Here is a 23833-nt window from a genome sequence, read left to right as displayed (position 1 = left end):
GTGGATGCCGGTGGTGGCGGACGCTCAGCGATGGTCGAGGCGGACCGAGATCCGCTGCCCGACCGCTTGGATCACGAGGACGATGGCGAGGATGATGAGGATCGTGAAGTACATGAGCGCGTCGTCGTACTCCTGGTAGCCGTACCGCAGCGCGAAGTCTCCGATCCCGCCGCCGCCGACCACGCCGAGGACGGTCGAGTAGGACAGCAGGCTGATGCTCGCCGAGGTCAGCGCGTACACGAGACCCGGCAGCGCCTCGGGCAGGAGGAACCGCCAGACCGTCTGCGGGACGGTCGCGCCGAGGGTCTGCGCGACGCGGGGGATGCCGGGGCTCACCTCGCGGAGGATCTGTTCGACCAGCCGGCCGTACACGGCGACGGCGACGACGCACAGCGAGAATGTCGCCGCGGGCGTGCCGAAGGTGGTGCCGTAGATCGCCCGGGTCGCCGGCACGAGGAACACGACGAGCAGCAGGAACGGGAACGAGCGGATGACGTTGATCAGGAAGTTTGTGACGGTCCACACGACCCGCTGCGGGCGGATGCCCCCGGGGCGGGTGAGGTAGACGGCGGCCCCGAGCGGCATCCCGAACACCACGGCGGCCGCGAGCGAGACGCCGAGCATGTAGCCGGTCTCGCCGAGGGCCGCGATGAGGTCGTCGCCGCGCTCGGCCAGCGACGCTCCGAGCGAGGCGAGGACGTCCTCGGGGTCGTTCATGCGCCGAGCTCCCGTCGCGCGCGATCGAGGTACGTCTCGCGCTCGCCGCGTGCGGTCGGGGAGACCGCGAGGATCTCGACGAGCCGGCCGTCGTCGAACAGGGCGACGCGGTCGCAGATCGAGCGGACGACGTCCAGGTCGTGGGTGACGATCACGACGGTCGTCCCGAAGCGGTCGCGGGCGTCGCGCAGAAGATCGAGCACCTCGCCGGCGGTCGCCGCGTCGAGCGCCGACGTGGGCTCGTCGCAGAGCAGCAGCCGGGGGCGCGTCACGAGGGCGCGGGCGATGCCGACGCGCTGGCGCTGACCACCGCTCAGCTGGGCGGGATACGCCTCGGCCCGGTGGTCGAGCCCGACGAAGCGCAGCGCATCATCGACGGCCTGGGCTGATCGCTCGCTCCGGGGACGGAGGGCGAGCGGGACGTCGACGTTCTGCCGCACGGTGCGATTCGCGAGGAGATGAACGCCCTGGAAGACGACGCCGATCTCGCGCCGCAGGCTGCGGAGCCCCGTTCGACCTAGCCGTCCGACATCCTGGCCGAGCACGCTGACCGTGCCGGCGGTGGCGGCGACCTCACCCGTCAGCACCGAGAGGAGGGTGCTCTTCCCGGCCCCGCTCTCGCCGATGACGCCGAGGATCTCGCGGTCCGCCACGGTCAGGTCCACGTCCGCGAGACCGCGGACGCCTCCGGGGTACTCCACACCTGCGCGAGCGAGCTCGACAGGGGGCGCAGGCAGCACGAACGGACCTCAGAACGTTGTTGGATGAAGTCCAACTATAGTTCTGCCATGAGCACCAGGTACCGGACCGAGGCGATCAACGACGACGGCGGGACCGGTGTCAGCCGGGTCGTCGGCGGCCTGGAGGTCGCGGTCTCGAACCCGCTGAGCCCCGATGCGGACCTGTCGCGCAGCAATCCCGAGCAGTTGCTCGCCCTGGCTTGGGCCACCTGCCTCGACGCCACCCTGCAGGCGATCGTGAAGGCCGCGCACCGGACGCGGGTCCGTGTCGAGGTCGAGCTCCACGACTCCCCGGAGCGCGGCGGCTACGAGTTCCACGTCACCGCTTTCGTCTCCGCCGAGGGACGCACCCTCGCCGAGACAGAGGAACTCGTCGCTGCCGCCCACGATCGATGCCCGATCTCGCGGCTCCTGCAGGGAGCGGCGACCGTCGGCATCCGTGCGGAGGACTGGGCCTCCTAGCGGTCCACGGCGAAACCGAGGTGCGGCATGTCGACGCCTCGGTAGCGCGTGACGAAACGACGGCGCACGGTCATGCCGAGGCGGATGGCGACGTTCATCGACGCGATGTTCGTGTCGCGGACCTTCGCCCAGACGGTGGCGGCGTCGAGGTGGCGGAAGGCCCAGTCGCGTGACGCCGCGGCGGCCTCGGTCGCGTATCCCCGATGCCAGTGCGCCCGCTGGAAGAGATACCCGACTTCCAGGACCTCGACGTCCTCGATCCGCTGGCGGGTGATCCCGCACTGGCCGATCATCCCGCCCGGCTCGGCGGCGAGCTCGACCGCCCAGAGCCCGAACCCGTCCTCCTCGTAACGTCGCAGGTTGCGATCGAGCCACGCCCGGCACTCGGCCTCGGCGAAGGCCCCTTCGTAGGCGGTCATCGCAACCGGGTCGGTGAGGATCGTCCGGAGCGCCGGCAGATCGTCTTCGCCCATGTCTCGGAGAACCAACCGGGCAGTACGCAGCCTCATTCGCCGGTCCGGACGTCGATCCCGAGGGATGCCGCGAGCGCGAGTGCGTGCGAGGTCGTCTGGTCTGAAGTCATGGTGACGCCGCGCAGCATTCGGACATCCGTGAACGACAACGCCTCCGCGCCGCGCAGGTCGACGTCGCTCGCCTGCCACTCGCGGATGTCCATCTCGTCCACCGACGTCTCCCCGAACCGCATCCGCTCGACGCGGGCCCCCGGGAGGTCGAGGGTGCCGATGCGGCATCCGCTCACCTCGACGTCGCGCAGGGTCGCGCCCCCACCCGTCAGGTAGTCGACCCGCACGCCGTCGAGGACGAGCCCGTCGCACCGCGCTCGCGAGAGGTCGAGCGTGCCGATCCGGCCGCCGCGCACCACGACCGTCCGCCACGTCGCGTCGCGGGCGATCAGTTCGGCGGCCGACACCCCGTCCACGACGACGTCCGCCAGGATCGCGCCGGTCAGATCGAGGGAGTGAACGGATGCCGGGGCCACGACGCTCTCGCTGATGCGGCTGTGCGCGGCATCCGTCGTTCCGGGGTCGAGGTCGATGCGCGCCTCGGAGAACGCGCCCGACCGGCGCAGCGTCGCGGGTTCGAGCGCGCGGGGCAGATCGGGATCGGGGATGCGGGGCGGCTCGGGACGGGTGCGGGGGCGGGCCATGACGCCAGGCTATGCCGACGGTATGATTGTGGACATCAGCACCGATCCGGCCATCACCGGGGAGCTCTCGGAAGAACAGCGGCCCGCCGCCCAGTAGAACCGAGCGGGGCAGGCCCGTCATCGCCGCAGGTGAGTGGGTGCCCCCGGATCCGGGTGGCATCAAGCGGGGTGGTACCGCGGTCTCCGGATCGTCCTCGCAGGAGCAGACCTGCAGGAGTGACATGACCTACCCCCGACCTTCCGCCTTCGGCCCGGCCGCCGACGCGCCCGCGGCCGTCGTCCCGAGCCCGCGCTTCCCCGACCTCGAGCGCGAGGTCCTCGCGTTCTGGGAGCAGGACGACACGTTCCGCGCCTCGATCGCGCAGCGCGACGGCGCCGACGAGTGGGTGTTCTACGACGGTCCGCCGTTCGCCAACGGCCTGCCGCACTACGGGCACCTCCTCACCGGCTACGCGAAGGACCTCTTCCCGCGCTTCCAGACCATGCGCGGCAAGAAGGTCGACCGGGTCTTCGGGTGGGACACGCACGGCCTCCCCGCCGAGCTCGAGGCGATGAAGCAGCTCGGGATCACGGAGAAGAGCGAGATCGAGGACATGGGGATCGCCGCCTTCAACGCGAAGGCGCGCTCCTCCGTGCTCGAGTACACGCAGGAGTGGGAGAACTACGTCACCCGGCAGGCCCGCTGGGTCGACTTCGAGCGCGGCTACAAGACGCTCGACACCGGGTACATGGAGTCGGTGCTGTGGGCCTTCAAGGAGCTCTACGACAAGGACCTCGCCTACGAGGGCCACCGCGTGCTGCCGTACTGCTGGCGCGACGAGACGCCGCTGTCCAACCACGAGCTGCGCATGGACGACGACGTCTACAAGATGCGCCAGGACCCGTCGGTGACGGTGACCTTCCCGCTCGTCGGCGCGAAGGCCGAGGCCCTGGGCCTCACCGCCGTCCGTGCGCTCGCCTGGACGACGACGCCGTGGACCCTGCCGACCAACCTCGCGCTCGCCGTCGGACCCGACATCGAGTACGTGGTCCTGCCGGGCGGTCCCGCCGGCGCCGCCGACATCCACGAGGACGCCCTCGAGGGGCAGTCCCACCGCTACCTGCTCGCCGCCGACCTGCTCGCGAACTACGCGAAGGACCTGGGATACGCCTCCGCCGAGGAGGCGCGCGCCGCCGTCGACCAGACGGTCCGCGGAGCGGAGCTCGCCGACGTCGCGTACGACCGCCTGTTCGACTACTACGCCGACGAAGAGACGTGGGGCACGCAGAACGCCTGGCGCATCCTCGTCGACGACTACGTCACCACGACCGACGGCACCGGCATCGTCCACCAGGCCCCGGCCTACGGTGAGGACGACCAGCGTGTGACGGGGGCCGCCGGCATCCCGCTCATCATGAGCCTCGACGACGGCGGACGCTTCCTGCCGCAGGTGACCGACGTCGCCGGCGAGCTGTGGATGGACGCCAACCGTCCCCTCATCCGCCTGCTGAAGGCCGAGGGGCGCCTCTTGCGCGAGGCGTCGTACGAGCACTCGTACCCGCACTGCTGGCGCTGCCGGAACCCCCTCATCTACAAGGCCGTCTCGAGCTGGTTCGTGCGGGTCACCTCGATCAAGGACCGCCTCGTCGAACTCAACGAGCAGATCACGTGGGCGCCCGAGAACGTCAAACACGGGCAGTTCGGCAAGTGGCTCGAGGGCGCGCGCGACTGGTCGATCAGCCGCAACCGGTTCTGGGGCTCGCCGATCCCGGTGTGGAAGAGCGACGACCCCGAGTACCCGCGCGTCGATGTCTACGGTTCGCTCGAGGACCTCGAGCGCGACTTCGGTCGCCTGCCGGTGAACGAGGCCGGCGAGGTGGACCTCCACCGCCCGTTCATCGACGACCTGACCCGGCCGAACCCCGACGACCCGACCGGGCAGTCCACGATGCGCCGCATCGAGGACGTGTTCGACGTGTGGTTCGACTCCGGCTCGATGCCGTACGCGCAGGTGCACTATCCGTTCGAGAACCGCGAGTGGTTCGACGAGCACGCCCCCGCCGACTTCATCGTCGAGTACATCGGGCAGACCCGCGGCTGGTTCTACGTCATGCACGTGCTGTCGGGCGCGCTGTTCGATCGTCCCGCGTTCTCGGGCGTCGCCTGCCACGGCATCGTCCTCGGCAGCGACGGGCAGAAGATGTCGAAGTCCCTGCGCAATTACCCGGACGTCAGCGAGGTCTTCGACCGCGACGGCTCCGACGCGATGCGCTGGTTCCTGATGAGCTCGTCCGTCTTGCGCGGCGGCAACCTCGTCGTCACCGAGGAGGGCATCCGCTCGGGCGTGCGCGAGTTCCTCCTGCCGCTGTGGAACGCCTGGTACTTCTTCTCGACGTACGCGAACGCGGCCGGCGGACCCGACGGCGAGGGGTACGAGGCCGTCTGGCGCACGGACTCCACGAACGTCCTCGACCGTCACATCCTGGCGCTCACCGGCGACCTCGTCCGCGACGTCGCCGCCGACCTCGAGGCGCTCGACTCGACGATGGCCGCCGCCAAGCTCCGCGAGTTCGCCGAGGCGCTCACCAACTGGTACATCCGCCGCTCCCGCGACCGGTTCTGGGTCGGGGTGGATGCCGCCGACCCGAGCACGACCGAGGCGTTCGACACGCTCTACACGGTGCTCGAGACGCTCACCCGCGTTGCAGCGCCCCTCATTCCGCTCGTCGCCGAGCGCGTTTGGCAGGGACTCACCGGGGGTCGCAGCGTGCACCTCGAGGACTGGCCCGACGCCGAGCGGTTCGCCGCGGCATCCGACATCCGCGAAGCCATGGACACCGTCCGCGAGGTCTCGTCGGTCGCCAACGCGCTGCGCAAGAAGGAGGGCAAGCGCGTGCGTCTGCCCCTCGCGTCGCTGACGGTCGCCGTGACGGGCGCCGACGGACTCGCGCAGTTCGAGGACATCGTCCGCGACGAGCTCAACGTCAAGGCCGTCGAGGTCGTCGAGCTCACCGACGGCCTGGCCGAGCAGTACGGCATCAGCCAGCGTCTCGCCGTCAACGCGCGCGCCGCGGGGCCGCGCCTGGGCAAGCAGGTGCAGCACGTCATCAAGGGCGCCAAGGCGGGCCTGTGGAGCGAGGAGGGCGGCGTGGTCGTCGTCGACGGCATCGCGCTCGAGCCGGGGGAGTACGACCTCACGCTCGAGGCGGGCGGCGTCGCCGAGGGCACCGCGATCGCGCTCCTGCCGCGCGGCGGCTTCGTCCTCCTCGACACGACGACGACGCCCGAGCTCGAGGCCGAAGGCCTCGCGCGCGACGTCATCCGCGCCGTGCAGGACGCCCGCAAGGCGGCCGGGTTCGAGGTGAGCGACCGCATCGCGCTGCAGCTCACCTTCGCCGACCGTGCCGACGCCGAAGCCGTCGCCGCGGCATTCGACGTCGCCGACGTCGCGGGCGAGACGCTGTCGGTCGCCGACCTCGTCGCGACCGCCGACGGCGACACGCTGCGCGGCGAGGCCCTGCGCTCGAGCCCCGAGTACACGGCATCCGTCCCCGCCGGCACGTACGCGAACGCCGGCGACCTCACCATCGGCGTCCGCCGGATCGGAGCGACCTCATGAGCGACCGGACCCGAGCGGATGCCGTGTACGCGGCGCTCCTGCAGCGGCAGGGCGAGCGGTGGGTCGAGCCCCGCGTCGAGCGCACCCGTCGTGCCCTCGAGCTCCTCGGCGATCCGCAGCGGACCTACCGCGTCATCCACGTGACGGGCACGAACGGCAAGACGTCGACGAGCCGCATCGCGGAATCGATCGTGCGCGCCCACGGCCTGCGCACGGGGCTGTTCACCAGCCCCCACCTCGAGCGGTTCACGGAGCGGATCATGATCGACGGCGAGCCGATCGCCGACGCCGCGGTCGCCGACGCGTGGGACGAGATCGCCCCGATCGTCGCGCTGGTGGACGAGGAGCTCGACGGCAAGGGCGAGCCTCCGCTCACCTTCTTCGAGCTGCTCACCGTGCTCGCCTTCGTCTCGTTCGCCGACGCCCCCGTGGACGTCGCCGTGATCGAGGTGGGGATGGGCGGTGCGTGGGACTCGACGAACACGGCCGACGGCGACGTCGCGGTCTTCGCCCCCATCGACATCGACCACGCCGACAAGCTCGGCGACACGATCGCCGAGATCGCGACGGTGAAGGCCGGGATCATCAAGCCGAACGCGGCTGCCGTCTCGGCGGCGCAGCAACCCGCCGCCCTCAGCGTCCTGACGACGGCCGCGCGGGCTCAGGACGCGTCCCTGGCCGTCGAGGGCGAGCAGTTCGGCCTGCTCGACCAGAAGCTCGCGGTCGGCGGTCAGCTGCTCACGGTCCGCGGACTCGCCGCGACCTACGAGGAGCTGTATCTGCCCCTTTACGGCGCACACCAGGGGCGCAACGCCGCCCTCGCGATCGCCGCGGTCGAGTCGCTCATCGGCGGTGGCACGCAGCCGATCGCCCCCGATGTGCTGGCCGACGGACTCGGCGCCGCCACCTCGCCGGGGCGCCTGCAGCTCGTGGGAGTCGCGCCCACCGTGCTCGTGGACAGCGCCCACAATCCGCATGGCGCGCAATCGCTCGTCGCAGCGCTCGGCGAGTCGTTCGACTTCGACGAGTGGGGCCTCGTTCTCGGCGCCTTCGCCGACAAGGACGTCGCCGGCATCGTCGGCACGCTCGCGCCCGCCGTCGCGCACGTGTTCGCCACGGCGCCCGAGTCCGACCGGGCGGAGGAACCGGATGCCGTCGCCGACCTCGTCGAGCAGACCGAGACACCCGTGACGGTCCACCGCGACCTCGCCGATGCCGCCGAGGCCGCGCGTGCGTGGGCCGCGGCATCCGACCGCCGGGCCGTCGTCATCGCCGGCAGCGTCGTGCTCGCCGGCGAAGCCGTCGTGCTCGCCGAGGCGGAGGACTGGAAGTCGGGGTACGAGGCGTGAGCGGGCCGCGCGTGCGCCGCCGGCGCGGCGCCCGGGAATCGCTCCTCTCGGTCATCCTCGGGTTCGAGTCGATCGTCGCGTTCCTGGCCGGTCTCGCGGTCTACGGCCTGCGCGCGCTGCCCGAGGGCATCGAGCCGTGGTGGGGGATCGTCGGCGGCGTCGTCCTCGGCCTCCTGATGATCGCCCTCGCAGGGGTCACCCGGTACCGCTGGGCGGTCATCGCCGGCGGCGCGCTGCAGGTCGTCATCGCGCTCGGGGCGATCCTCGTGCCCGCGCTCCTCATCGCGGCGGCCGTTTTCGGCGCGTTGTACGTCTATGGCACCATCAAGGGCGGCGCGCTCGATGCGCGCAACGCCTCACTCGCCGCCGAGGCGGAGAAGAACGGAGACTGACATGGCCACCGAACAGACCCTCGTCCTGGTGAAGCCCGACGGGGTCGCCCGCGGACTCACCGGCGCGATCCTCGCCCGCATCGAGGCGAAGGGGTACTCGCTCGTCGACATCCGCCTCGTCGAGCCCGACCGTGAGCGTCTCGAGCAGCACTACGCCGAGCACGCCGGCAAGCCCTTCTACGAGCCGCTGCTCGAGTTCATGATGTCGGGGCCCTCGGTCGCCGTCCGCCTCGCCGGCAACCGCGTCATCGAGGGGTTCCGCTCCCTGGCCGGCACCACCGACCCGACCACGGCGGCACCGGGCACCATCCGCGGCGACTTCGGCCGAGACTGGGGCCTCGCCGTCCAGCAGAATCTCGTCCACGGCAGCGACAGCGTCGAGTCCGCGAACCGCGAGCTCGCCATCTGGTTCGACTGACCCGGATCCACGAGAGCGCCCGTCCCGTCATCGGGGCGGGCGCTTCGTCGTGTCAGCGGGTGAACTCCGAGATCCAGTCCAGCTGCACCTGCGCGATCACCCCGATGATGGCGAAGGCGACGATCGCCATGAGCGGCGTCCACGCCATCAGGGCGTCCGCGCGACGGCGCGCGCTAGCGGAGGCCGGCAGCGCGCCGACCCCCACCAGATGCACGGCGACGGCGAAGAACGTCGGGATCGTCACCGACCACGTGACCATGCACCAGGGGCAGAGGGTCGCGAGCACGAAGACGCTCTGCGAGATGAGCCAGAGGACGAAGGCGAAGGCGGCGGTGACGCCGAGCCCGAACAGGACCCAGAACCATCGCGCGAAGCGCGCGCCGGCCAGCAGCGCCGCACCGACCACGATCGGCGCGACCCAGCCCGTCAGGCCGAGGATCGGGTTCGGGAATCCGAACACCGACCCCTGCGCCGATTCGAGGTTCTTGCCGCACTGGACGAGCAGGCTGATGTCGCAGGATGCCGCCGACCCGGGATTCTGGAGGAGATGGAAGCGCTCGGTGGTCAGCTGGAAGGCGGCGAACCAGCCCACGACGCCGGCGAAGATGAGCCACAGGGCGAAGACGGTCGGGCGGGAGGTGCGGCTCGGGGAGGGCATGCGGGCGATTATCGCACCGCGCGTGGTCCGCTCTCTGAGGCGCCGCCCGTGCATATCCGAGGGCGTCGGTCACGGCTCCGGCTCGGGAAGTGGGATAATGGGGTCGACGTCCCCGCGGCCGCGCCGCCAGGATGTCACCAGAAGACTTCGGGCGAGCAACGCCCGCGCAGCATCACCCCGCCGCGAGTGCGGGGATCGGCTGCAGACCAGATGAGTTCGCGGCACACCTCCGAGACCGGAGCGGAGCCGCCCGATTTTCGCCGGACGGCACGCGGAGCCGTCGGCTGGGAGTAAGCCAGAGATGGCAGATGAGACGAACGACACGACAGCATCCGATGCGACCGAGGGCGTTCTGACGCCTCACGACGCCGACGGCGGGACCGAGACCGGTCAGCCCGTCGAGGCGGAGTCGCAGCCCGCCGAGCCGACCGAGGACGCGCCCGCGGACGCGGCCGTCGAGGTCGAGGCCCCCGCCGAGGTGGCTCCGGCCGCGGAGGCGCCCGCCGAAGAGGCGCCCGGGACCGAGGCGCCCGCGGAGGAGGAGCCCGTGACCGAGACGCCCGCGGCGGAAGCGCCGGCGGCACCGGAAGAGCCCGCCGCCCCCGCGATCCCCACCGCCGTGAGCCTCGGTCTGCTCCCGGAGCAGTTCGTCTCCGCGGTGTCGACCGCGCTGCACTTCTACGCTCCCGAGGTCGCCCCGCTCCCGGCCCTGTCGCGCGACGATCGTGACGACCGCGACGACGCCGGAGCCGAGGCATCCGGGGGATCGCGTCGCCGCAACCGCCGGCGCGGCGGCGGCAACACGTCCGAACAGAACGACGAGCCGGCGGCGCCGCGTCGTCGCGTCGTCGAGGTCATCACCGAGCCGCAGCGCATCAAGGGCTCGACGCGCCTCGAGGCCAAGAAGCAGCGTCGCCGCGACGGACGCGAGGCGGGCCGTCGGCGCGCCGTCGTCACCGAGGCGGAGTTCCTCGCGCGCCGCGAGTCGGTCGACCGCGACATGATCGTCCGCTCGCGCGGTGGCCGCATCCAGATCGCTGTGCTCGAGGACAACGTCCTCGTCGAGCACTACGTCGCGCGCAACCAGGACGCCTCCCTCATCGGCAACGTCTATCTCGGCCGCGTGCAGAACGTGCTCCCCAGCATGGAGGCGGCCTTCGTCGACATCGGTCGCGGTCGCAACGCCGTGCTGTACTCGGGCGAGGTGGACTGGGATGCCGTCGAGACCGGCAACCAGCCGCGCCGGATCGAACTCGCCCTCAAGTCCGGCGACCGCGTCCTCGTGCAGGTCACCAAGGACCCCGTCGGCCACAAGGGTGCGCGACTGACCAGCCAGATCTCGCTCCCCGGCCGCTACCTCGTGTACGTGCCCGGCGGCGCGATGAACGGCATCTCGCGCAAGCTCCCCGACACCGAGCGCGCCCGCCTCAAGAAGATCCTCAAGGAGGTCCTCCCGGAGTCCTCGGGCGTCATCGTGCGCACCGCGGCGGAGGGAGCCACCGAGGAGCAGCTCACCCGCGACGTGCAGCGCCTCACCTCGCAGTGGGAGCACATCAGCACGCAGGCTCAGACGGGCCAGGCGCCCGCGCTCCTGCACTCCGAGCCCGACCTGCTCGTCAAGATCGTCCGCGACGTCTTCAACGAGGACTTCCGCAAGATGCTCATCCAGGGAGATGAGGCGTACCAGACGATCACGTCCTACCTCACCGGCGTCGCCCCCGACCTGCTCGAGCGCATCGAGAAGTACGAGGGGGAGCAGGACCCGTTCGACGTGTTCCGCGTGACGGAGCAGATCGAGAAGGCGCTCGACCGCAAGGTGTGGCTGCCCTCCGGCGGATCGCTCGTCATCGACCGCACCGAGGCCATGACGGTCGTCGACGTCAACACCGGCAAATTCGTCGGCACGGGCGGCAACCTCGAGGAGACCGTCACCAAGAACAACCTCGAGGCCGCGGAGGAGATCGTCCGCCAGCTGCGGCTGCGCGACATCGGCGGCATCATCGTCGTCGACTTCATCGATATGGTGCTCGAGTCCAACCGCGACCTCGTCCTGCGCCGCCTCGTCGAGTGCCTGAGCCGCGACCGGACGAAGCACCAGGTCGCCGAGGTCACCTCGCTCGGCCTCGTGCAGATGACCCGCAAGAAGATCGGCCTCGGGCTGCTCGAGACCTTCAGTGAGGCGTGCGAGGTGTGCGCCGGTCGCGGCGTCATCGTGCACCACGACCCGGTCGTCAAGCACCGCGCCTCGTCGGGCGGGGGCAACGGCAACGGCAACAACCGGCGCCCGCGTCAGAACGGCGGCTCCGCGCCGGCGCAGAACGGCGCCGCCGCCGCACCGGCACCCGGCGGCACGCACGTGATCACCGAGGGTGTGAAGTCCGCGCTCGCGCAGATCGCGGCATCCACCATCCAGCCGCACGAGGAGCCCGCCGCCGTCGTCGCGGAGGAGCCCGTCGCCGAGCGTCCCGAGCGGCCCAAGCGCCCGCGCCGCAAGAAGGCGGAGCCCGCCAAGACCGACGCCGACCGCCTGCTCGACTCGGTGCTCGAGGCGCTGCCCGAGCCGAAGGCGCCCGGTCAGGGGCGCGCGCGTCGTCGCGTGACGACCGCCGCGCTGACCGGCACGCCCGTCCAGACCCCGACCGAGGACTGAACGCGCACGTCACCGTCCGCGGCGCTCGCGGGCGGTGACGCGCAGTCCCGAGGCGATCAGCCGACGGACGAGGTCGTGCGCACTCACGCGCTCCGCACCGCCCGCCACGAGGCGGTCGATCGCGTCCTCGGGGACGTCGTAGTGGTCGCGGTCGAAGGCGCGGGGCGGGATGCCGTGGGTCGCCGCAAAGGCGTGGAGCTCGTCGAGGTCGTTGTCCGAGACCATGTGGGCCCAGAGCCTGCCGTGCGCCGGCCACATCGCGGAGTCGACGAGGATGGCCATCCGCCGATCATATGACCGCACCGCGCGAGGGGGACCGGCCGCGGCGCGCCGGGCCGCGCTTTTGCCCTCACTGCGGCGATCGGGTATTCTGGCTCCTTGGTGCGTCACGTGTCGCAGGCAGTTGCGACGCAGAGCCTGGCTTCCGCACCACGACTTCCAGTCTCATCAGACAATCGGAGCCGAGCGCTCCACAGAAGAAACAAGGTGTGAAGTGGTTTACGCAGTTGTGCGCGCCGGTGGCCGTCAGGAGAAGGTCCAGGTCGGCACCATCGTCGTCCTCGATCGTCAGGCGGCGAAGGTCGGCGACAAGATCGAGCTCCCCGCCGTCCTGTTCGTCGACGGCGACGCCGTGACGACCGACGCCGACAAGCTCGCGAAGGTCAAGGTCACCGCCGAGGTCCTCGGCGAGGAGCGCGGCCCGAAGATCGTCATCCAGAAGTTCAAGAACAAGACCGGCTACAAGAAGCGCCAGGGCCACCGCCAGGACCTCACGCGCGTCAAGATCACCGGCATCAAGTAAGAAGCCGAGAGGACACGAGAGATGGCACACAAAAAGGGCGCAAGCTCCACCCGTAACGGTCGTGACTCCAACGCACAGCGCCTCGGCGTGAAGCGTTTCGGCGGCCAGCAGGTCCTCGCCGGCGAGATCATCGTCCGTCAGCGCGGCACCCACTTCCACCCGGGCGCCGGTGTCGGCCGCGGTGGCGACGACACGCTGTTCGCGCTGGCCGCGGGCGCGGTCGAGTTCGGCACGAAGGGCGGCCGCAAGGTCGTCAACATCGTGTCGGTCGCCGAGTAATCGGACGCAATCCTTCACGAGGGGCGGGCTACGGCCCGCCCCTCGTCTTTTCCCCTGATAGGAGACATCGCATGGTGACGTTCGTCGACCGCGTGACGCTGCATCTGCGCGCGGGCAAGGGCGGCAACGGCTGCGTCTCTGTCAAACGCGAGAAGTTCAAGCCGCTCGCCGGCCCCGATGGCGGCAACGGCGGGCACGGCGGTGACATCGTCCTCGTCTCCGACCCGCAGGTGACGACGCTCCTGTCGTACCACCACTCGCCGCACCGCTCGGCCGGCAACGGCGGGTTCGGCATGGGTGACCACCGCTCCGGCGCGAACGGCGAGCCCCTCGAGCTCACCGTCCCCGTCGGCACGGTCGTCAAAGACGACAACGGTGAAACCCTCATCGACATGGCGACCCCCGGCATCCGCTTCGTGGTCGCGCCGGGCGGGCAGGGCGGTCTCGGCAACGCGGCGCTCGCGAACCCCAAGCGCAAGGCCCCCGGCTTCGCGCTGCTCGGCACGCCCGGCTGGGAGGGGGATGTCCACCTCGAGCTGAAGACGGTCGCCGACGTCGCCCTCGTGGGCTTCCCGTCCGCCGGCAAGTCGAGCCTGATCGCGGCGATCTCCGCCGCGCGGCCCAAGATCGCCGACTACCCGTTCACGACGCTCCACCCGAACCTCGGGGTCGTCCAGGCCGGCGATGCGCGGTACACCGTCGCCGACGTGCCCGGCCTCATCGAGGGTGCCAGTGAGGGCAAGGGTCTGGGACTCGAGTTCCTGCGTCACGTCGAACGCTGCACGGCGCTCGTGCACGTCCTCGACTGCGCGACGCTCGAGCCCGGTCGCGATCCTCTCAGCGACCTCGACGTGATCCTCGCCGAGCTCGGGGCCTACCCCGTGCCCGAGGGCCAGGTGCCCCTGCTGGAGCGTCCGCAGCTCGTCGCACTCAACAAGCTCGACGTCCCCGAGGCGAAGGACCTCGCCGACCTCGTCCGGCCCGAGCTCGAAGCGCGCGGCTTCCGCGTGTTCGACATCTCGACCGTCAGCCGCGACGGTCTGCGTCAGCTGACCTTCGCGCTCGGCGAGATCGTCGAGGAGCACCGCGCGGCCCTCGCTGCCGCGCCCGCGCCGGAGCGCGTCGTGATCCGCCCGAAGGGATCGACGAAGGACTTCGAGATCCGCGTCGAGGGCGGCACGTACGGCAACATCTACCGCATCCTCGGCGACAAGCCGGTGCGGTGGGTGCAGCAGACCGACTTCCAGAACGAGGAGGCCGTCGGATTCCTGGCGGACCGCCTCGAGAAGCTGGGCGTCGAGGACGGCCTCTTCAAGGCCGGCGCGCAGGCCGGGTCGACGGTCGTGATCGGCCCCGGTGACGGCATCGTGTTCGACTGGCACCCGTCCCTCGGGTCCGCGGCCGAGCTCATGACCGCGCCGCGCGGCACCGACCCTCGACTCGATCTGAACCCGCGTCGGACGACGTCCCAGCGCCGTGACCGCTATCACGAGCGGATGGATGCGAAGGCCGAGGCCCGCGCCGAGCTCGAGTCCGAGCGCCTCGCGGCCCGCGGGGAGGACGAGGACGCGTCGTGACGCTGCAGGACCGCGCGGGCCTCGCCGGCGCACGCCGTGTCGTGGTGAAGGTCGGGTCGTCCTCGATCAGCGGTGAGAACGCCGGCAAGATCGGACCGATCGTCGATGCCCTCGCCGAGGCGCACGCGCGCGGCACCGAGGTCGTGCTGGTCTCCTCCGGCGCCATCGCCACCGGCATGCCGTTCCTGCTCCTCGACGCGCGTCCGAGCGACCTCGCCACGCAGCAGGCGGCCGCCGCGGTGGGGCAGAACGTCCTCATCTACCGCTACCAGGAGGCGCTGCGCCCGTTCGAGATCGTCGCGGGTCAGGTCCTGCTGACGGCGGGCGACCTCGAGAACCCGACGCACCGCTCGAACGCGCGACGCGCGATGGAGCGATTGCTGGGTCTGCGGATCCTGCCGATCGTCAACGAGAACGACACCGTCGCGACCCACGAGATCCGCTTCGGCGACAACGACCGGCTCGCCGCCCTCGTCGCCCAGCTGATCGGGGCCGACGCACTCGTGCTGCTGAGCGACATCGAGACGCTCTACACCCGCCCGCCCGACGAGCCCGGCGCCGTCCCCATCACGCGCGTCGACTTCGGTGACGACCTCGCCGGGTACCAGTTCGGCTCCGTCGTCGTGAACAGCGTCGGAACCGGGGGAGCGGCCACGAAGGTGTCGGCGGCCCGGCTCGCGTCCGCTGCGGGGATCGCGGTGCTCGTCACGAGCGCCGATCTCGTGCACGCGGCGCTCCGCGGCGACGAGGTGGGCACGTGGTTCGCGCCGAACCCGCATCCCGCCGCGCCGTCGATCACCGGGTCCGTGCGGGTTCCCGAGGCCTGACACGGGGGGAGCGGCGGCATCCGTCCGCTCTAGACTTGGCGGATGACGATCACCGCGACCACCCCCCAGGAGCGCATGCACGCGGCGCGCACCGCGTCCCGGTCCCTGGGTCTGTTGACGGATGCCGCCAAGGCCGACCTCCTGCGCTCGATCGCCGCCGCGATCGAGGCGAACATCGCGCCCATCGTCGCCGCCAACGCCGAGGACCTCGCGCGCGGCCGCGCCGACGGCCTCTCGACCGGCCTGCTCGACCGGTTGACGCTCGACGATCAGCGGGTGCGCGCCCTCGCTGCCGCCGTGCGCGACGTCGCCGAGCTCCCTGACCCCGTCGGTCGCGTGCTCGATGAGCGCGTCCTGCCCAATGGATTGCACCTGCAGAAGGTGTCCGTCCCGTTCGGGGTGATCGGCTCGATCTACGAGGCCCGCCCCAACGTGACCGTCGACATCGCCGCCCTCGCGCTGCGGTCGGGCAACGCCGTGGTCCTTCGCGGCGGGAGCGCTGCGCAGTCCTCGAACGCGGCCCTCATCGCCGTCATGCGCGGCGCCCTCGCCGAGGCCGGCGTCGACCCCGAGGCCATCCAGACCGTCGACGACTTCGGTCGGGACGGCGCGCGGGCGCTCATGCGCGCCCGCGGACTCGTCGACGTCCTCGTCCCGCGCGGCAGCGCGCAGCTGATCGAGACGGTCGTCACGGAGTCGTCGGTGCCGGTCATCGAGACCGGTGCGGGCGTCGTGCACATCGTCCTCGACGAATCGGCTCCGCTCGAGTGGGCGACCGACATCGCCGTCAACGCGAAGGTGCAGCGCCCCAGCGTATGCAACGCCGTCGAGACTCTGCTGGTGCATCGGGGCGCCGCCGAGCGCCTCGTGCCGCCCGTGGTGGCCGCTCTGCAGGCCCAGGGGGTCACCGTCCACGGCGACGACGCCTCCGCGGCCCTGGCGGCTGATGTGGTCCCCGCGACGGAGGCCGACTGGGCGACCGAGCACATGAGCCTCGACATCTCGGTGCGTGTCGTCGACGACCTCGACGAGGCCCTCGCGCACATCCGGCGCTACTCGACACAGCACACCGAGTCGATCATCACGGCCGACGACGCGGCCGCGGAGCGGTTCCTCGCCGAGGTGGATGCCGCGGTCGTCATGGTCAACGCGTCGACCCGTTTCACCGACGGCGGCGAGTTCGGCTTCGGCGCTGAGGTGGGCATCTCGACGCAGAAGCTCCACGCGCGGGGCCCCATGGGCCTTCCGGAGCTGACGACCACCAAGTGGCTGGCGCGGGGCGCCGGGCAGATCCGCTCCTGACCACCTAAACTGTTCCTGCACCCGACCCCTCGAACGGAGCCCGAATGAATCTCGCGACGACCATCGTTTCCGCTGCGGCGGAGGCCGAGCACCAGGGCGGCAACGTCATGGCCACGACCTTCGTCTACGGTGTGGTGGCCCTCGTGCTGTTCCTGCTGCTCGCGCTCGTGTCGGTGTCGTACCGCAACGTGGCCAACCGCCACGCGCACAAGGCCGAGGCGTACGCCGCGAAGAACCCCGTGCAGCAGGCGGGCCACGGCCACCACTGAGGCCGTGTCCATGGCAACCACGCGCGCACCGCGTATCGGTGTGATGGGCGGCACGTTCGACCCGATCCATCACGGCCACCTCGTGGCGGCGAGCGAGGTCGCTCAGTCGTTCGATCTCGACGAGGTCATCTTCGTCCCGACCGGTCAGCCGTGGCAGAAGTCGGGCGTCTCCTCGGCGGAGCACCGGTATCTGATGACCGTCATCGCGACGGCATCCAACCCGATGTTCACCGTGAGCCGCGTCGACGTCGACCGGACCGGGGCGACCTACACGATCGACACCCTGCGGGACCTCAAGGCGCAGCGGCCCGACGCCGACCTCTTCTTCATCACCGGGGCCGACGCCATCGCGCAGATCCTCGGATGGCGCGACGTCGCCGAGCTGTGGGAGCTCGCGCACTTCGTGGCGGTGTCGCGTCCGGGGCACACGCTCAGCGTCGACGGGCTGCCAGCTGAGGACGTCAGTAAGCTCGAGATCCCCGCCCTGTCGATCTCCTCCACCGACTGCCGCGCTCGCGTGAGCCGTGGACACCCCGTCTGGTACCTCGTCCCGGATGGCGTCGTCCAATACATCGCGAAGCATCACCTGTATCGGAGCAAGGCATGAGCACACCTGACCAGCCGAGCACTCCGCCGCTCACCCGGCGCCAACTGCGCGAGCTGCGCAACACGGCATCCACGCCCATCATCACCCCCGAGCAGGCGCAGGCGGATGCCGAGATGTCGGATGCCGCCGCGGAGGAAGCGGCCGAGGCGGCCGCCGCCCACGAAGCCGAGGTCGCGCCCGAGCGGACGCCGATCGCGCTCGACGATCTCTCCGACCTCGACCCGGACGCGCGTCCCGTCACGCGGCGACAGGCGCGTCTGCTGGAGAAGCTGCGCACCGGTACCGTCGAGGTGATCCCGACCGACACCGGCGACGTCCCCACCTCGGAGACCGAGGCCGACGCCGGAGATGAGGCGCCCGAGGATGCTCCCGACGTCGTCGACGCTGAGGACATCGAACACCTCCAGGAGCCTGCAGCGGCGGACGAGCCTGCTGTCGATGAGCCCGCGGACGAGATCGAGGCCGAGCCGCTGCACGGAGCCGTCGACGAGGACGCGCACGGAGCCGTCGACGAGGACGCGCACGATGTCGACGACGAGGAGCCCGCGGCCCACGGCGACGAGTCCGCGGAGCACGAGAATCTCGCCGAGGAGGAGCGCGCACAGGACGACGCGCCCGCAGAGGCGGATGCCGACGAACCGGCCGACGCCGCCGCCGCCGAACCCGCGGAGCGCAAGGAGACGGAGGCGCACGACGAGGAGCAGGAGCCGGCGCGCGTCGTCGCGCCCGATCTCGGCGCGCAGCTGCTCGAGGACGGGGCGGCGCACGTCGAACTGCCGCCGTCGTTCGACCACCTGCTGACCCGGGGAGGGAGCGGGTCCGCCTCCGCGCCGAACGCCCTCATCCTGTCGCAGACGTCCGACACCGGCTCGCTGTCAGTCCCGATCCTCGGTACCGGTGAGTTGATCATCACGGGCAGCTATCAGCTGCCCGACACGTTCGGCTCGACCGGTGGAGCCCCCGGGGTCTCGGACGGGAAGGATGCCGACGCCGCCCTCATGGACGGGGAACTCCCGCCGGCGTCGTCGCCCACCCCGATCGCCGCGTCGGCCGCGATCAGTACGATCAAGAGTGCGGATGACATCATCCGCCCCCCGGCGCCCGAAAAGGGCAGCCGCCTCATGATGACACTCGCGATCTGCGCCGGAGCCCTCGGGCTCGCCATCGCGACAGTGCTCGTCCTCATCCTTGTGAACGGAAGTTTCTGATGGTCGCTGCAGAGCACACGCACGAACTCGTCCAGGTGGCCGCCGCCGCCGCCGACAGCAAGGGCGGCACGGATCTCGTCGCCTTCGACGTCTCCGGTCCGCTCCCGCTCATCGACGCGTTCCTCCTCGTGACGGGAAACAGCGAGCGCAATGTTGCCGCCATCGCCGACGAGGTCGAGGACAAGATGCTCGAGGCCGGGCAGAAGCGTCTGCGCCGCGAAGGGCGCGACGAGTCGCGTTGGGTGCTGCTGGACTTCGGCGACCTCGTCGTCCACGTCTTCCACGAGGAGGAGCGGGTCTTCTACGGGCTCGAGCGCCTGTGGAAGGACTGCCCGGTCATCCCCGTGACGATCGCGGAGCCCACTCCGAGCGAGTGACGATGTCGCCTCGTGTTCAGAGCACTCCTCGGCGTGTAGTAAGCTGAATGAGTTGCCGCGAGCGGCGACCAAGGGCCTGTGGCGCAGCTGGTAGCGCACCTGCATGGCATGCAGGGGGTCAGGGGTTCGAGTCCCCTCAGGTCCACCAAAACTCCCGGTAAAGCACCGAAACTTCACTCCCCGATCAGGGGGTTTGAATGTTTGGTAGTCGAGTACTGGACACTTCGCCGAGTAGCCGCAGGGCGCTTTCGAGCTCCTAGAGCTATCTGCAAGGTACGCGGCAATCCCCGCGCACTTTCGCTGTATGGACAGCGGTGGCACCTCACAGTCGGGACTCGGCAACTACGTCTCGTTGGCTGAGCTTGCCGCCGAGTCGAAGGTCTCCGTTCAGACGATCTACGACCTGCGGAGTAGGGGGTGCGGGCCGCAGGGATTCCGTGTCGGCACCCAGTTGAGGTTTCGCAAAAGCGAGGTAGACGCCTGGGTCGAGCGCACGGAACAGGCTGACGAGCAGCGCCACGCGGGCGGTGCAGCATGAACGGCGGACGGCCACGCACCCTGATCGGCTCCTACGGGACCATCAGCGTCACCAGGCGCGGCACCTCCTACGTGGGCCTTGCGCGCATCTGCGACGCCGACGGGCGCCTGCGCAGACTCACCGGTGCTGCTCGCACCGAATCGGCGGCTCGAGCCCGTTTGAAGGAGCGTCTCCTCGACAGGCCCGGGTTTGGAGCCGGCGGTCTCCTCGACCTCAGTAGCTCCTTCCGAGACCTCGCTGACCTGTGGCTCGAGGATCTGGAGCTGCGCGAGTTGTCGGACGGGACGAAGAAGAACTATCGCGACGATCTCCGGCTCCGAGTGAGGCCGCAGTTCGAGCACTTCTCGGTCGGTGAGATCACTGCGGGTCGCGTGGAGTGGTCGGGAAGCCCCTTGACATGTGGTTCGTGGGTGCGTTCGCTGTCTCGCGGAGTGCCGGCGTTGTCGTGGCCCTGCCAGAGAAGCATCGAGCAACACATCGGATCGGAGTGGACCTCAAGGCAGTGGTGTACGAGGGGTCCCGTCAGGTCAGCACGAAGGACGTCCCGGACGCGAAGATCGAGCGCCCTACCGATGTGCTGGTCAGGGTGACGACGACCAACATCTGCGGCTCCGATCTGCACATGTACGAGGGACGGACCTCCTTCGAGGTAGGCCGGACCTTCGGTCACGAGAACATGGGGGAGGTCATCGAGGTCGGTAGTGGTGTGGAGAAGGTCAGGGTCGGAGACCGGGTTGTGCTCCCGTGCAACATCTCGTGCGGATTCTGTAAGAACTGCGAACGCGGCCTGACCAACTACTGCATCACCACCCAGCCCGACCCATCATTCGCCGGTGCGGCCTACGGCTTCGCCGACATGGGTCCCTACGGCGGTGGCCAAGCGGAACTGCTCCGTGTGCCTTTCGGTGACCACAACGCGCTGCGCCTGGGCGAGGATGCGGAGGAGAAGGAGAACGATTACGTCATGCTCTCCGACATCTTCCCCACCGGCTACCACGCCACAGAGATGGCCGGCGTGGTCCCGGGCGACAGCGTTGTCATCGCCGGGGCGGGTCCGGTCGGGCTGATGGCCGCCCTGTCCGCGATGATCAAGGGCGCCGCGAAGGTGATGGTGGTCGATCGTCACCCTGACCGGCTCGCGTTGGCCGAGCAGATCGGCGCGATCGCCATCGATGACTCCAAGGTCGATCCGGTGCAAGCTGTGCTCGACGAGACGATGGGGCTGGGAGCTGACCGGGGTTGCGAATGCGTGGGTTACCAGGCCCACGATCCTCAAGGCAACGAGGACATCGCCGCTACGATGAACATGCTCATCAACGCGGTGCGTTTCACCGGGAAATCGGCACCGTCGGCGTGTTCGTCCCCCAGGACCCCGGAGCCAAGGACGACCTCGCCAAGCAGGGCAAGGCGGCCATCGACTTCGGAACGCATTGGTTCAAGGGTCAGACCTTGGGGAGCGGTCAGGCCCCGGTCAAGCGGTACAACCGCCAGCTGCGGGACTTGATCGCCGCCGGCAAGGCGACTCCTTCGTGGATCGTCTCCCACGAGATCTCGCTGGACCAGGCTGCCGATGCCTACAAGAACTTCGACGCCCGGTCGAAGGGTTGGACCAAGGTTCTCATCAAGCCCGGGATGTCGACCGAGAAGAAGGCGAACTGATATGGCCGAGACGTTGCAGGGCAGGAGAGTCGCCATTCTCGCCGCCGACGGGGTCGAGCGAGTCGAGCTCGAGAAGCCCCGCGAGGCGCTGGAGCAGGCTGGTGCACAGACCGAGGTTCTGTCGATCCACGACGGTGAGAGTCAGGCCCGTGAGAACGATCTGGATGCAGCAGGCACGTTCACCGTCGACGGGTTGGTCGCGGGTGCCTCTGTCGCCCACTATGACGCCCTGCTTCTCCCGGGCGGCACGGTGAACCCCGACCAACTCCGGGTTGACCCCGACGCGGTCTCCTTCGTCCGCGAGTTCGTCGAAAGCGGCAAGCCCGTTGCGGCGATCTGTCACGGACCGTGGACGCTGATCGAGGCGGGTGTGGTCGAAGGTCGCACCTTGACGTCGTTCCCGAGCATCCGCACAGACCTGCGCAACGCCGGTGCTGACGTCGTCGACCAGGACGTTGTGGTGGACGGGAACCTGATCACCAGCCGCTCGCCCGATGACCTGCCTGCGTTCTGCGACACGATCGTGGCGAGATTTGCGAGCAGTCCAACCCAGGGAGAGGTGACGTCATGAGCGTGACGAAGGGACTGCTTGTCAGGCTGCAGGCCCTGCCCGGCAAGGAAGACGAGGTCCAGGAATTCCTCGGCATCGGGCGAGGACTCGTCGAGGAGGAGCCGGCCACCATCGGGTGGTTCGCGATCCGTCTCGGCCCGTCCTCCTTCGGGATCTTCGACGTGTTCCCCGATGACGCCGGCCGCGACGCGCACCTGTCTGGCGCGGTTGCGACCGCTCTCGGCGAGCAGACCGGCAAACTGTTCAGCGAGCCGACGATCGAGAAGTTGGACGTCCTGGGCTCCAAACTCCCCGCCTGACACCACAGACCGGGAGTACTGGCCCACGAAGGGCTCGGGTCGCTGCGCGCGGTGACTTCGGGCTTACTCAGCCCGCTGACGTCGTGGCAGCGGCCCTTTTCTTGCGGCCTATCGCTAGTCACCAACAGATCGGGGAACCGCGATGACAGGAACTGACGACGGCGTTGCCACGACGCGTTCACCCGACGTAGCAGTGATCGGGGGCGGGATCGTCGGGCTGTCAACGGCGTACGCGCTGCGGGAGCAGGGCGTGCCGGTGCGCTTGTACGAGGCTGGTCTTCCCGGGATGGGTCAGTCCGCGGGCGAGGCGCGGATCTTCCGGCATGCCCACGACGACCCGCGACTCGTCGCTTTCGCGCGCGAAAGCCGCGGCGTATGGGATGAGTGGGCCGAACACTTCGACGTCGAGCTGGTCTCGTCAGACGGTGTCCTGGCGATCGGAGACAGCGCCCTGGCGCGGCTGCGGGTGCTCGACCAGGTCGGCGGCGTGGAAGCGCACGAGATCGACGCGGTCGAGGTCGCCCAGCGGATGCCGCTGCTCGCTGGGTACTCGGGGCCAGCGGTGCTCGACGAGTCGGGCGGTGCGATCCGTACCCGAGCCGCGATCACAGGACTCACGGGAGCCCTCGCAGGTGCGGTCACCACCGGTGAGGTCATCTCCATCGATCCCCGCGCCGACGGGACGGTCGAGGTGCGCAGCGTCACCGACCGGGCTGTCTACTCCAAAGTGGTCGTGTGCGCCGGCCGCGAAACCGCCCGCCTGGCACGCAGCGTCGGCCTGTCGCTGCCGGTTCGCCTCGCCGCACATGTCCGGCTGACCTTCGACGTGAAAGCCGCCGCCCCGGCACGAGTCGCTTGCCTGCAGGACAGCAGCGGCGTCTTCGGCGAAGTCGGCGTCTACGCGACGCCGCTACCGGGCAACAGCAGCTACTCGGTCGGACTCAGCGACACCGTCGGCGTCCGCGACGACGGAACTTTCATCGACCCGGCGGCGATTCGATCGCTGGACGAACGCGCACGCGAATACGTGACACGGGCGCTGCCCGGTCTCCACCCAGATCCGCGCGACTTCCTTCACTGCTGGGTGACCGACCTCCCGTGGAGTGAGGACGGCGTGGCCGTGTGGGAGGCAGGCTCTGTTCTTTTCGTGGCCGGTCACAATTTGTTCAAGCAGGCACCTGCGCTGGGTCGCGCTCTTGCCCGGGCTGCGACCGGCGGCGGTCTCCGCGCCGAGCTCACGCCCGGAGCGCGCCTCGGCGAGGCCCAGAGGTAGGGCATGTCTGACAATTGCCGGGTCCAGGCGATGACGGCGTTGAGGATGACAGCGGCCCGGTAGGTGATCGCGAGTTTGTCGTAGCGGGTGGC

The 23833-nt window shown here is 70.0% G+C and carries 27 protein-coding genes, 1 tRNA gene and 1 pseudogene; 22 read left to right on the top strand and 7 right to left on the bottom strand.

Annotated elements, in window-relative coordinates; translation table 11 throughout:
• Positions 1-24 precede the first annotated feature (24 nt).
• Positions 25-717, bottom strand: coding sequence for a methionine ABC transporter permease (locus tag AB0P29_RS10365; RefSeq protein ID WP_363379679.1), 693 nt, complete (start codon positions 715-717; stop codon positions 25-27).
• Complete coding sequence (locus tag AB0P29_RS10360; RefSeq protein WP_363379678.1) at positions 714-1457, bottom strand: ATP-binding cassette domain-containing protein; 744 nt, start codon at positions 1455-1457, stop codon at positions 714-716. The genes AB0P29_RS10365 and AB0P29_RS10360 overlap by 4 nt, the downstream gene beginning before the upstream one ends.
• Positions 1458-1505: 48 nt before the next feature.
• Between AB0P29_RS10360 and AB0P29_RS10355 the strand changes: the two genes are divergently transcribed.
• Positions 1506-1919, top strand: coding sequence for an OsmC family protein (locus tag AB0P29_RS10355; protein ID WP_363379677.1), 414 nt, complete (start codon positions 1506-1508; stop codon positions 1917-1919).
• Here the strand turns inward: AB0P29_RS10355 and AB0P29_RS10350 are convergent.
• Positions 1916-2428, bottom strand: coding sequence for a GNAT family N-acetyltransferase (locus tag AB0P29_RS10350; protein WP_363379676.1), 513 nt, complete (start codon positions 2426-2428; stop codon positions 1916-1918). The genes AB0P29_RS10355 and AB0P29_RS10350 overlap by 4 nt on opposite strands.
• Positions 2425-3087: a hypothetical protein gene (locus AB0P29_RS10345; protein WP_363379675.1), complete on the bottom strand. Its 663-nt coding sequence runs from the start codon at positions 3085-3087 to the stop codon at positions 2425-2427. The genes AB0P29_RS10350 and AB0P29_RS10345 overlap by 4 nt, the downstream gene beginning before the upstream one ends.
• 221 nt (positions 3088-3308) lie before the next feature.
• Here AB0P29_RS10345 and ileS point away from each other — a divergent pair, with 221 nt between their 5' ends.
• Genes ileS through ndk form a run of 4 tightly spaced genes read left to right on the top strand, consistent with a single transcriptional unit; the run spans position 3309 to position 8845 of the window.
• A complete protein-coding gene (gene ileS, locus AB0P29_RS10340; protein ID WP_363379674.1) occupies positions 3309-6686 on the top strand; it encodes an isoleucine--tRNA ligase in 3378 nt (1125 codons plus the stop codon).
• The gene (locus tag AB0P29_RS10335; RefSeq protein WP_363379673.1) at positions 6683-8035 is read left to right on the top strand and encodes a folylpolyglutamate synthase/dihydrofolate synthase family protein; all 1353 of its coding nucleotides are present in this window, start codon (positions 6683-6685) and stop codon (positions 8033-8035) included. Before ileS ends, AB0P29_RS10335 begins: the two co-directional genes overlap by 4 nt.
• Positions 8032-8427 carry a DUF4233 domain-containing protein gene (locus AB0P29_RS10330; RefSeq protein ID WP_311283623.1) on the top strand — a complete coding sequence of 132 codons (396 nt, stop codon included), beginning with the start codon at positions 8032-8034 and terminating at the stop codon, positions 8425-8427. The genes AB0P29_RS10335 and AB0P29_RS10330 overlap by 4 nt, the downstream gene beginning before the upstream one ends.
• Before the next feature lies 1 nt (position 8428).
• The gene (ndk, locus tag AB0P29_RS10325; protein WP_311283624.1) at positions 8429-8845 is read left to right on the top strand and encodes a nucleoside-diphosphate kinase; all 417 of its coding nucleotides are present in this window, start codon (positions 8429-8431) and stop codon (positions 8843-8845) included.
• A 52-nt stretch (positions 8846-8897) separates the two neighbouring features.
• Here the strand turns inward: ndk and AB0P29_RS10320 are convergent, their stop codons facing one another.
• A complete protein-coding gene (locus tag AB0P29_RS10320) occupies positions 8898-9503 on the bottom strand; it encodes a vitamin K epoxide reductase family protein (protein ID WP_363379671.1) in 606 nt (201 codons plus the stop codon).
• 301 nt (positions 9504-9804) lie between these two features.
• Between AB0P29_RS10320 and AB0P29_RS10315 the strand changes: the two genes are divergently transcribed.
• Positions 9805-12153: an Rne/Rng family ribonuclease gene (locus AB0P29_RS10315; RefSeq protein WP_363379670.1), complete on the top strand. Its 2349-nt coding sequence runs from the start codon at positions 9805-9807 to the stop codon at positions 12151-12153.
• 9 nt (positions 12154-12162) lie between these two features.
• Here the strand turns inward: AB0P29_RS10315 and AB0P29_RS10310 are convergent, their stop codons facing one another.
• Positions 12163-12435, bottom strand: coding sequence for a DUF4031 domain-containing protein (locus AB0P29_RS10310; RefSeq protein WP_217531489.1), 273 nt, complete (start codon positions 12433-12435; stop codon positions 12163-12165).
• A gap of 211 nt (positions 12436-12646) precedes the next feature.
• Here AB0P29_RS10310 and rplU point away from each other — a divergent pair, with 211 nt between their 5' ends.
• The 16 genes from rplU (at position 12647) to AB0P29_RS10230 (ending at position 23741) form a co-directional block, all read left to right on the top strand.
• On the top strand, positions 12647-12955 hold the full coding sequence (gene rplU / locus AB0P29_RS10305) for a 50S ribosomal protein L21 (RefSeq protein WP_064002215.1): 309 nt from the start codon (positions 12647-12649) through the stop codon (positions 12953-12955).
• Positions 12956-12976: 21 nt separating this feature from the next.
• Positions 12977-13234: a 50S ribosomal protein L27 gene (rpmA, locus tag AB0P29_RS10300; RefSeq protein ID WP_064002214.1), complete on the top strand. Its 258-nt coding sequence runs from the start codon at positions 12977-12979 to the stop codon at positions 13232-13234.
• Between the two features lie 71 nt (positions 13235-13305).
• Complete coding sequence (obgE, locus tag AB0P29_RS10295) at positions 13306-14811, top strand: GTPase ObgE (RefSeq protein WP_064002213.1); 1506 nt, start codon at positions 13306-13308, stop codon at positions 14809-14811.
• Positions 14808-15638: a glutamate 5-kinase gene (gene proB / locus AB0P29_RS10290; RefSeq protein ID WP_064002212.1), complete on the top strand. Its 831-nt coding sequence runs from the start codon at positions 14808-14810 to the stop codon at positions 15636-15638. The genes obgE and proB overlap by 4 nt, the downstream gene beginning before the upstream one ends.
• Before the next feature lie 42 nt (positions 15639-15680).
• The gene (locus AB0P29_RS10285) at positions 15681-16940 is read left to right on the top strand and encodes a glutamate-5-semialdehyde dehydrogenase (protein ID WP_363379668.1); all 1260 of its coding nucleotides are present in this window, start codon (positions 15681-15683) and stop codon (positions 16938-16940) included.
• A 44-nt stretch (positions 16941-16984) separates the two neighbouring features.
• Entirely contained in the window at positions 16985-17209 is a 225-nt protein-coding gene (locus AB0P29_RS10280; protein ID WP_253034889.1) for a hypothetical protein, read from the top strand.
• A gap of 10 nt (positions 17210-17219) precedes the next feature.
• Positions 17220-17816 carry a nicotinate-nucleotide adenylyltransferase gene (nadD, locus tag AB0P29_RS10275; protein ID WP_064002209.1) on the top strand — a complete coding sequence of 199 codons (597 nt, stop codon included), beginning with the start codon at positions 17220-17222 and terminating at the stop codon, positions 17814-17816.
• Complete coding sequence (locus AB0P29_RS10270; RefSeq protein ID WP_363379666.1) at positions 17813-19024, top strand: hypothetical protein; 1212 nt, start codon at positions 17813-17815, stop codon at positions 19022-19024. Before nadD ends, AB0P29_RS10270 begins: the two co-directional genes overlap by 4 nt.
• Positions 19024-19401: a ribosome silencing factor gene (gene rsfS, locus AB0P29_RS10265; protein WP_311283630.1), complete on the top strand. Its 378-nt coding sequence runs from the start codon at positions 19024-19026 to the stop codon at positions 19399-19401. Before AB0P29_RS10270 ends, rsfS begins: the two co-directional genes overlap by 1 nt.
• A 72-nt stretch (positions 19402-19473) precedes the next feature.
• Positions 19474-19549 (top strand) — tRNA-Ala (locus tag AB0P29_RS10260).
• Positions 19550-19705: 156 nt separating this feature from the next.
• On the top strand, positions 19706-19939 hold the full coding sequence (locus AB0P29_RS10255) for a helix-turn-helix domain-containing protein (RefSeq protein ID WP_363379664.1): 234 nt from the start codon (positions 19706-19708) through the stop codon (positions 19937-19939).
• Positions 19940-20426: 487 nt separating this feature from the next.
• Positions 20427-21443, top strand: coding sequence for an alcohol dehydrogenase catalytic domain-containing protein (locus AB0P29_RS10250; protein WP_363379663.1), 1017 nt, complete (start codon positions 20427-20429; stop codon positions 21441-21443).
• Positions 21440-21598, top strand: coding sequence for a hypothetical protein (locus tag AB0P29_RS10245; protein WP_363379662.1), 159 nt, complete (start codon positions 21440-21442; stop codon positions 21596-21598). Before AB0P29_RS10250 ends, AB0P29_RS10245 begins: the two co-directional genes overlap by 4 nt.
• 1 nt (position 21599) lies before the next feature.
• Complete coding sequence (locus AB0P29_RS10240; RefSeq protein ID WP_363379661.1) at positions 21600-22169, top strand: type 1 glutamine amidotransferase domain-containing protein; 570 nt, start codon at positions 21600-21602, stop codon at positions 22167-22169.
• Entirely contained in the window at positions 22166-22468 is a 303-nt protein-coding gene (locus AB0P29_RS10235; protein WP_363379660.1) for an antibiotic biosynthesis monooxygenase, read from the top strand. Before AB0P29_RS10240 ends, AB0P29_RS10235 begins: the two co-directional genes overlap by 4 nt.
• Before the next feature lie 142 nt (positions 22469-22610).
• The gene (locus AB0P29_RS10230) at positions 22611-23741 is read left to right on the top strand and encodes an FAD-dependent oxidoreductase (protein ID WP_363379659.1); all 1131 of its coding nucleotides are present in this window, start codon (positions 22611-22613) and stop codon (positions 23739-23741) included.
• Here AB0P29_RS10230 and AB0P29_RS10225 read toward each other — a convergent pair.
• Positions 23741-23833, bottom strand: a pseudogene (locus AB0P29_RS10225) (IS5/IS1182 family transposase); the annotation flags it as partial. The gene AB0P29_RS10230 and the pseudogene AB0P29_RS10225 sit on opposite strands and share 1 nt — an antisense overlap.

Origin of the sequence: Microbacterium sp. NPDC080220 (assembly GCF_040686395.1) — a bacterium.
GTDB lineage: Bacteria > Actinomycetota > Actinomycetes > Actinomycetales > Microbacteriaceae > Microbacterium > Microbacterium gawkjiense.
Note: the sequence above shows the minus strand (reverse complement) of the source record. Positions and strands in the feature narration are given on the sequence as shown.